General features: G+C 72.7%; 9 protein-coding genes and 1 rRNA gene. 1 reads left to right on the top strand and 9 read right to left on the bottom strand.

Features of this window, described 5'->3' with window-relative positions; genetic code table 11:
- Nucleotides 1-10 precede the first annotated feature (10 nt).
- Genes J3P44_RS09135 through J3P44_RS09165 form a run of 7 tightly spaced genes read right to left on the bottom strand, consistent with a single transcriptional unit; the run spans nt 11 to nt 6,997 of the window.
- Nucleotides 11-904 (bottom strand): copper transporter, encoded by an 894-nt coding sequence (locus tag J3P44_RS09135; protein WP_255889995.1) that lies wholly within the window; start codon nt 902-904, stop codon nt 11-13.
- On the bottom strand, nt 901-2,100 hold the full coding sequence (steA, locus tag J3P44_RS09140; RefSeq protein WP_255889996.1) for a putative cytokinetic ring protein SteA: 1,200 nt from the start codon (nt 2,098-2,100) through the stop codon (nt 901-903). The genes J3P44_RS09135 and steA overlap by 4 nt, the downstream gene beginning before the upstream one ends.
- A gap of 15 nt (nt 2,101-2,115) precedes the next feature.
- A complete protein-coding gene (recN, locus tag J3P44_RS09145) occupies nt 2,116-3,888 on the bottom strand; it encodes a DNA repair protein RecN (RefSeq protein WP_255889997.1) in 1,773 nt (590 codons plus the stop codon).
- Complete coding sequence (locus J3P44_RS09150) at nt 3,881-4,858, bottom strand: NAD kinase (RefSeq protein WP_255889998.1); 978 nt, start codon at nt 4,856-4,858, stop codon at nt 3,881-3,883. Before J3P44_RS09150 ends, recN begins: the two co-directional genes overlap by 8 nt.
- Nucleotides 4,855-5,694 carry a TlyA family RNA methyltransferase gene (locus tag J3P44_RS09155; protein WP_255889999.1) on the bottom strand — a complete coding sequence of 280 codons (840 nt, stop codon included), beginning with the start codon at nt 5,692-5,694 and terminating at the stop codon, nt 4,855-4,857. The genes J3P44_RS09150 and J3P44_RS09155 overlap by 4 nt, the downstream gene beginning before the upstream one ends.
- Before the next feature lie 6 nt (nt 5,695-5,700).
- Nucleotides 5,701-5,967, bottom strand: a complete 267-nt coding sequence (locus tag J3P44_RS09160; RefSeq protein WP_255890000.1) for a hypothetical protein — start codon at nt 5,965-5,967, stop codon at nt 5,701-5,703.
- A 10-nt stretch (nt 5,968-5,977) separates the two neighbouring features.
- Nucleotides 5,978-6,997, bottom strand: a complete 1,020-nt coding sequence (locus J3P44_RS09165; protein ID WP_255890001.1) for an HAD-IIA family hydrolase — start codon at nt 6,995-6,997, stop codon at nt 5,978-5,980.
- 48 nt (nt 6,998-7,045) lie between these two features.
- On the opposite strand from J3P44_RS09165, the gene J3P44_RS09170 reads away from it, so the two are divergent.
- Nucleotides 7,046-8,164, top strand: coding sequence for a DUF1015 family protein (locus J3P44_RS09170; RefSeq protein WP_255890002.1), 1,119 nt, complete (start codon nt 7,046-7,048; stop codon nt 8,162-8,164).
- Here the strand turns inward: J3P44_RS09170 and J3P44_RS09175 are convergent.
- Together J3P44_RS09175 and rrf are read right to left on the bottom strand one after the other, a co-directional pair.
- Entirely contained in the window at nt 8,139-8,510 is a 372-nt protein-coding gene (locus tag J3P44_RS09175) for a single-stranded DNA-binding protein (protein WP_255890030.1), read from the bottom strand. The genes J3P44_RS09170 and J3P44_RS09175 overlap by 26 nt on opposite strands.
- Before the next feature lie 212 nt (nt 8,511-8,722).
- A 5S ribosomal RNA gene (gene rrf / locus J3P44_RS09180) occupies nt 8,723-8,804 on the bottom strand; the annotation flags it as partial.

An 8,804-nucleotide genomic window follows, 5' to 3' on the forward strand; every position in this document is an offset into this window, starting at 1 on the left:
GGCTTTTATCCTACCCGAGAGGTACGGCGCCGTCGGCACCCGACGCACCGAACGACCCGCCCGGCGTGGTCAGGGAGCGCTGCAGGGTGATGATCGTGGCCACGCGACCGGCCGCGGTGTCGATTCCGTCGACGCTGGCCACTGCGGCCGCCGCCGGGTCGGCCCGCAGCCGCTGGAGCTGCCCGGTCGCGCCGTCGTGCAGGGTGCCGGCCACGACGACTCCGGTGGCCTGGGCGGCCAGCCCCTCGACGAGCCCGGCCAGGACGGCGTCCGCACCCTCGTCCTCGGCGTCCGTGCCCATCACCAGCAGCACCAGCGGCGCGCGCCGGTCGACCTTGTCGGGACCCTCCATCAGGCCCGCGCCGCGCACCGCGTCGACGATCGCTCGGGACTTGCCCGTGACGTCCTCGCCCTCGGCCGCCTTGCTGGCGACCGCGAGCCCGATCAGCTGACCGATCCGGACGTACGTCGACGCGTCCGGGGCGACGTCGTCCCCCGCCTGCTGCGTCAGAAGCTGGCTGCCGAGCGTGTCGACGAGGGACTTCTGGCCGGGGTCGACAAGGTCCTCGCTCAGGTCGTAGCGGGCGCTGATGCTCCCTCCGGCCGCGGCGACCTGCTCCCCCAGGGCGGTGACCACCTGCTCGTCGGCTCCTGGGACCGTCACCAGCGCGACGGAGCGTTCGGCCAGTCGACCGGAGACCAGCTGCGGGCCGAGCGTGGAGACGAACGCCTCGCTGTAGTCGGCCTGCCCCTGCCCCTCGGCGGGCGCGCCGTCCTCGTCCTGGGACGCGGTCGTGACCGTGGGACCGACGTCCGACAGCGGACCACCGCCCAGGACGATGCCCGCCGCCAGGCCCAGGAACACGGCGACGATGGTCAGGACGTGGTGACGCAGGGTGATCACGGGAGGATTCCTCGGACGTTGTCGAACAGGTCGGACGTGGTGCTGGAGACGGAGGGCGCGACGTCGTCGACCCACTGCTGGCCGACCGGGGTGACGCTGACGGCCGCGGCGACGGCCAGGACGCCCGCGACCAGGGCGCCCAGGAGGTGGCGCGGGCGCACGGCGCCGTCGTACAGCCGCGGCAGGGCCGCCGCGTCGACGAGGTCGGGGCCGAGCTTGAGCCGGGTCAGGAAGGTGCTGGCGAGCCCCGCCCGGCGCCGGTCCAGGAACTCGTCGAGCGTCGCGTGCATGCCGACACCGACGATCAGGGCGGCCTGGCGCGCCGAGGCCAGCAAGAGGGCGGCGTCCTCGGTCGTGGCGGTGGTCTCGAACCGGAGGGGTCGGATGCCCAGTCGCTCGAAGTGCTCGGTGGCGCTGCGCGGTGCCCCGCGCTCGACCAGCACGACCACGTCGCGGGCCTTGCGCAGGACTGCGGCGCTGGGGAGGTCGTCACTCCCGCCGGTCACGACGACGACGTCAGGTCGGTGCCCCGCGCTGGCGAGCGCGTCGGCCCCGCGATCGACGCCGATCAGGACCGGGCGCTGCTCACGCAGGAACGGCTTGATCCCGCGCAGCTCGTCCTCCCAGCCATGCGAACGGACCGCGACGACGACCGGACGCCCGGCGATCTCGGTGGACGTCCTCGGCACGCCGTGGCCGTGCAGGAGCAGGTCCTGCTCGCGGCGCAGGAACTCGGTGCTGTTGTGGGTGAAGCTCTCGAGCTGGGCGGCCAGGCCGCTGCGGGCCTCGTCCATCTCGGTGCGTACGACGTCGGGAGTGAGCTCGCGAGCCGTCGCCACCAGGGTCTCCCCGGCGTGGATCGCTCCCCCGTCGATGCGGATGTCCGTGCCGTCCTTGAGCCGCTCGAAGACCGCGGCACCGGCGTTGTCGACGACCAGGACGCCCGCGTCCACCAACCGTTCCGGCCCCAGGTTGGGGTAGCGGCCGGAGATCAGGGGGCTGGCGTTGACGACCGCGACGACGCCGGCGTCGATCAAGGCCTGGGCGGTGTCGCGGTCCATGTCGACGTGGTCGAGGACCGCGATGTCACCGACGCGCAGGCGTCCGAGCACGCTGGCCGTACGCCGGTGGATCCGGGCGGGGCCGTGCACACCGGGCAGGCTGGGGGCTGGGCGGGAGCGGACTGCGAACTTCATGACCGCGCCATGGTCTCAGCCGCGACCCGACCCTTCGGGGAGGCACGCCCGCTCGGGCGCGGCGGCGTCGAGCAGCTCGCGTGCGTGGGCGCGGGCGCTGTCGGAGTCCTCGACGCCGGCCAGCATCCGGGACAGCTCCTGCTCGCGACTGGCCTCGTCGAGGGTGACCAGGCCGGCGGTGGTGACCGAGCCGTCGCTCGACTTGTGCACCACCACGTGGCGGTCGGCGTAGGCCGCCACCTGCGGCAGGTGTGTGACCACCAGCACCTGGGAGGTCCTGGCCAGCGCGGCGAGCCGGCGGCCGACCTCGATGGCCGCCTTGCCGCCGACGCCTGCGTCGACCTCGTCGAAGACGAAGGTCGGCACCGAGCCGGTCTCGGCCAGCGACACCTCGAGCGCCAGCATCACGCGGGACAGCTCGCCACCGGAGGCGCCCTTGTGCAGCGGCCGGGCCTCGGCCCCGGTGTTGGCGGCGAGCAGGAACTCGACGTCGTCGACCCCGTGCGAGCCCGCGCGTAGCCAGCGTCCGCCGACGTGCAGGATCGGCCCGGCCGGGGTCTCGGGGGCCGGCGCCTCGTGCTGGGTGACCGCGATGGTCACCGTGGCGTGCGGCATCGCGAGTGACGTCAGCTCCTCGCTGACGGCCGCGCCGAGGCGAGTCGCCGCCTCCTCGCGTTGGGCGCTGAGCGTGGACGCGAGGTTGCCGAGCTCGCCTCGGATCCGGTCGCGACGCGCCTGCAGCTCGGCGATCCGGCCGTCGGTGTCCTCGAGGTCGAGCAGCCGCTTGGCGCCGTCCTCCGCCCAGGCCAGCACCTCGTCGATGGTCTCGCCGTACTTGCGCGTGAGCGCGGTCAGCGCGGCGCGACGCTCCGAGACGGCTGCCAGGCGGGAGGGGTCGGTCTCCAGGCTCGTGGCGTAGGAGGCCACGTCGCCGGCTACGTCGACCAGCAGGTGTCCGAGCTCGGCGATCCGGTCGGCCAGCTCGCCTGCGGTCGCGTCGTGCTCGCGCACCCCCTCGAGGGCGTGCCGTGCCGCGCTCGTCGTGCTGAGCGCGTCGGCGGCGCCCTCGTCGCTGGAGAGCGCCTCGCGGGCCTGCTCGGCCGCGGTGCGGAGGGTGTCGGCGAACCCGAGCCGTGACTCCTCGGCCGCGAGCTCCGCGTCCTCCCCCGGTCTCGGGTCCACGGCCTCCACCTCACCGAGGCCGAACCTCAGCAGGTCGGCCTCCCGCGCCCGCTCGCGGGCCGACCCGAGGACCTCGGCCAGGGTGCGCTCGGTCGCGGCAAGCTCGGCCCACAGGCCGGCGTACGCCTCCGCGGTGGCGGCCAGCTCCGCACCGCCGAACCGGTCGAGGGACGAGCGCTGCTCCCCCGGCCGGAGCAGGCGATGCTGGTCGGACTGGCCGTGCACCGCCACCAGCGGCTCGGCGATCTCGGCCAGGGTGGTCACGGGAACCGATGCGCCACCGACCCAGGCTCGGGAGCGGCCCTGGGCGGCCACGTTGCGTGCCAGCACGACCAGGTCGTCCTCCACCTCTCCCCCGGACTGCTCGACGGCAGTGCGGAAGTCCGCCAGCGAACCGGTCGAGACCACTCCCTCGACGCGGGCCTGCTTGGCGCCCGTGCGGACGGCGCCCGAGTCGGCCCTGCCACCGAGCAGCAGGCCGAGGGCGGTGACGACCATGGTCTTGCCGGCGCCGGTCTCGCCGGTGATGACCGTCAGCCCGGGGCCGAGCTCGAGCGTCGAGGAGTCGATGACGCCGAGCGAGCTGATCCGCAGCTCCTCAAGCATCGGCGTCCCCGTTGTCCCCGTTGTCCCCGTTGTCCCGGCGCCGGCGCTCGGCGGCGCCGCGCCAGCCCTCGACGGGCAGGTCGAACTTCGCGACGAGGCGGTCGGTGAACGGCGCCTGGTGCAGCCGGACCAGCCGGACCGGGCGGGCACCGCGGCGTACCTCGATGCGCGCTCCCGGCGCGAGGTCGACCGTGCGGCGGCCGTCGCACCACAACACCCCCGAGCCCTCCGTGTTGGCCAGCACCTCGACGGCCAGCACCGACGTCGGCGCCACCACCATCGGGCGGGCGAACAGCGCATGCGCGCTGATGGGCACCATGAGGAGCGCCTCGACCTCGGGCCACACGACAGGACCACCGGCGCTGAAGTTGTAGGCCGTGGAGCCGGTGGGCGTCGCACACACGACACCGTCGCACCCCCAGCGCGACAACGGGCGCCCGTCGACCTCGACGACCACCTCGAGCATCCGCTCACGTGAGGCCTTCTCCACGCTGGCCTCGTTGAGCGCGAACGTGGAGGCAACGACCTCCTTGCCCTGGAGGACACGTACGTCGAGCGTGAGTCGGTCCTCGGCTGTGTAGGCGCGGTCGACGATGGCCGCGATGGTGGACTCGACGTCCTCCTGCTCGGCCTCGGCCAGGAAGCCGACGTGCCCGAGGTTGACGCCCAGCAACGGGGTGCTCGTCTCCCGGGTCAGCTCCGCCGCGCGGAGGATCGACCCGTCGCCGCCGATGACCAGCACCAGCTCACAACCCTCGCCGGGCAGGTCGTCGGGCTTGGTCGTCTCGACCATTCCCTCGGTGGCCGCGCTCGGGTCGAGGCCGAGGTCGGCGGCCTCGTCCGCCAGCAGGCGTACGACGATGCCGCGCTCGAGGAGCGACTGGACGCACGCACGTGCCACCTCGCGCACCATGACCCTGCCGGTGTGCGCCAGCACCAGCACGCGGCGTACGGGGCTCTGGTCGGTCACGGGTCCACCCTCTCACCCGCCACCCCCAATGGGGCCGCCCTCTCCACCTCGTCGCGGATGTCGTCCGCGCTGATCGCCGCCGGACCACGGCGCAGCAGCAGGAAGAACTCCACGTTGCCCGACGGCCCGGGCAGCGGGCTCACCGTGACCGCCACGGCACCCCATCCGCGCTCCGCCGCCAGGTCGGCGATCGCGGTGACCGCTTCTGCGCGCAGCCCGAGGTCACGCACCACGCCTCCCTTGCCGACCCGGTCCTTGCCGACCTCGAACTGCGGCTTGACCATCAGCGCCAGCTCGCCGTCGTCACGGGTCACGGACAGGAGCGGGTCGAGCACGAGCGCCAGGGAGATGAAGGAGAGGTCACCCACCACCAGGTCCACCGGCTCCCCGACGAGATCGAGGGTCAGGTCGCGGATGTTGGTGCGGTCGTGGACCTGCACGCGGTCGTCGCTCTGCAGCGACCAGGCCAGCTGGCCGTACCCGACATCCACCGCGACCACCTCACGGGCGCCTGCGCGCAGCAGCACGTCGGTGAATCCCCCGGTGGAGGCACCCGCGTCGAGGCACCGTCTGCCCTCGACGGTGAGACCGTGGGCTGCGAACGCCTCGAGCGCCCCCGCGAGCTTGTGCCCGCCACGCGACACGTAGTCCACCGACTCGGGGTCGTCGCGTACGACGATCGCCGCGTCGGTCGTCACGCCCGTCGCCGGCTTCGTGGCCGGAGCACCGGACACCGTGACCCGCCCCGCGGCGACGAGCTCACTGGCGTGCTCGCGCGAGCGCGCCAGGCCGCGCCGGACGAGTTCCTGGTCGAGTCGAAGCCGTCGTGGGGGCACGGTTGGTCAGGCGCCCTGCTCGCCGTCGGTCGCTGGCTCGGGCTGGGCGTCGAGCGCACGGCGCAGCTGTTCGTGGGCACGCTCGAAGACCTGGACGTGGTCGGCCACCGGGGCGTTCGCGACGGCGGCCACGTCGGCCATGACCCGGTCCACCGCGTCGTCCCCGGTGGACTCGATCTCCGGGGCGGAGAGCGAGGTGGGGACGGGCTCGTGGGCCTGCTCGTCGACCTGCTCTCCAGCAGCGGGCGCCGTGCGGTCGTTAACCTGGTCCATGGCGGCGAGCCTACTCGGCACCGAGCGGCCGGACCGGTCCGGGCGGGGTCGTGTCGGAGACGTCCAGCGCGCTCCCGGCGTGGTCGAGGTGCCGCCAGCACACCGTCACGGCCACCCGCCACCAGTCGGCGTCGCTGCCCTGTCCCGTGACCGCCAGTCGTCCCTCTTCGACCACTGCACTCCAGCCACCCAGCTCGACACCATCCGCGGTCACGGTGGGGACGGGATGGGGCTCGAACAGCCCCGCCAGCGTCGGCGAGATGTAGGTCGGGCGCAGCACCGGGGTGGCCGCAGCGAGCTCGGCCAGCCAGGTCACGCCTGTCAGGACCAGCAGCGACGGTACGTCGATGGCGTGCGCCCCCTCGATGTCGGTGTCGAGCCGGTCGCCGACCATGATCGGTCGGTCCCCGCCCACTCGCCGCACGGTCTCCTCCATCAGCGGCCTCTCCGGCTTCCCCGCCACGGTGGGCCTCACCCCGGCGAAGCCGGCGATGGTCTGCACCAGCACACCGTGCCCGGGTGCGAGGCCGTAGGCCGTCGGGATCGTCATGTCGGCGTTGCTGGCGACGTAGGGGAGACCGTCGCGCACGAGGGTCGAGACGCGCATGATCTCGCGCCAGCGGACGTCGGGGCCGTAGCCGCTCACCACGGCGACAGCGCCGTCCGGGTCGTCGACCGGCTCGAGGCCCGCCTCGAGCAGCGCCACCCGCAGACCCTCACCGCCGAGCAGCAGGATCCTCGCCCCCTGCCCGTGCCGTTCGGCCAGCACGCGTGCGGCCGCCTGCGCCGAGGTGACCACGTCAGTCCCGGCTGCGGCCACGCCGACCCCGACGAGCTTCTCGGCCACCTGGTCCGGTGTGCGCGACGCGTTGTTGGTGACGAAGGCGACGTGCCTGCCCGTCCCCCGGATCCGCTCGATGCGCGCTGCCACTCCCTCGATGACGTCGCCGCCGACATAGACCACGCCGTCCAGGTCGAACATGACCAGGTCGTGCGCCTCCACGATCGGAGTCGTCGACTCCTCGAGCATGCTCCACCCCTTTCCGGATCCGGACTCTCGTCCCCCTACGATGCTCCGATGGACCTCGCCGACGTCGTGCCGCCGTACGTCGCGAAGCCCCTCGAGCTCCGCCCGTTCCGGGCCGTGATGCTGGCTCCCGGGCGTGTGGGGGATCCTGCGTCCGCGCGAGCCCTGGCGCGACCCTACCGCGACGTCGCGGCACGGCTGAGGCAGTGGATCGCCCAAGGGCGAGCCACCGCGGACACAGCGCCGGCGGTCTACCTGCACGAGTACACGGCGGGCGGGTTGACGGTCCGCGGACTGGTGGGCGCGCTGGAAATGTCGCAGCGGGCCGAGACCATGGCCGACCGAGCGGTGTGGCCCCATGAGGCCATCCACGTCGAACGGGCCGGAGAGCTTGCGGACCGGATGTTCCAGATGGACCTCAACCCCGCGCCGATCCTCCTCGTCCACCACGGCGACCCCGAGCTGCGCGCGCTGATCTCCGACGTGAGCCGCACGGAGCCGGACTGGCGCTACCTCGACCGCACCGGGCAGCGCCAGCGCATCTGGGCGATCCGGGACGAGGACGTGCTCGCCAGGATCGGCGGGCTGCTCGCCGACGCCCGCTTGCTGCTGGCCGACGGCCATCACCGCTACGCGGCCTATCTCCGGCTCCAGGAGGAGCACTCCGGCACTCCCTGGGACGCCGGCCTGGCGATGCTCGTCGACCAGGACGACACTCCGCTGTTCCTCGGGGCCATCCACCGGACTCTTCCGGGGACGACGCTCCACGACTTGGCGGAGGCAGCGCGTGCGGCCGGGGCCGACGTCACGGTGCATCCTCGGCAGCGAGCGCTCAGCGCCCTGGACAGCACGCACCTCGTGCTGACCGACGGGGCCGAATGGCACACCGTGAGCCCGGGTCGGCTGGACCGGGAGGCAGCTGTCTCGTGGTTGCACGATCACGTCCTCCCCCGGCTGCCTCGACCCGTGGACCGCATCGAGCACCACCACAACGTCGAGGAGGCCCTCACGGCCTCGAGCCCGACGTCACCCGCGGTGCTGTTGCCGAGTCCTGACTTCGAGCAGGTGCGTGCCCTGGTCGAGTCGGGTGGGCTGCTGCCTGAGAAGGCCACGTCGTTCCAGCCGAAGCCCAGCCTCGGCGTGCTCATGCGGCCGATGACCGACGCATGATCCTGGCGGCCGATGCCTCCACCTCCACCCGGGAACGGGTCGCCCCACCCGCTTGGAAGAAGCGGCACCTCACCGCGCCTGTGAGCTCCACCAGGTCGCCGGCACGCCAGGTGAGGATGCTGCGTCGCAGCCGCGGGCTCCATGCCGTGCACGGCACGGAGTCCACGCCCTGACTCGTTCCCTTCCCCGGTTTCGCGCTCCCAGGTCGGACACTGCGCGGCACCGAGATCCGGAACGTCACCAACACGTCCCCGCTCGGCAGCTCGACCATGGCGGGCTCACCGGTCAGCCGGCCCACCAGTCGTACCTCGTTGGCTACGCTCTCGGCGTCGGCCTGATCATTCATCTGTGTCTTGGTCACAGTCCACCTCCTGCGAACCCACCTTCATGGTGAGCACCGACAGTTCGAGGTGGCTGCCGGACGGGCCGTGGACAAGCCGTCCGAGGCGTCCGCTGTGGACAGTTCGCGGACACCAAGAGTGATGCCCGCGGCGGACGACGGGTCCCGGGAACGCAAAAGTGGGGCCACCCGAAGGTGACCCCACTTCCACAATGTATGTCCGGCGGCGTCCTACTCTCCCACAACCTCTCGGTTGCAGTACCATCGGCGCTGAAAGGCTTAACTTCCGGGTTCGGTATG

This window comes from Nocardioides astragali, from assembly GCF_024436375.1.
Classification (GTDB): domain Bacteria; phylum Actinomycetota; class Actinomycetes; order Propionibacteriales; family Nocardioidaceae; genus Nocardioides; species Nocardioides astragali.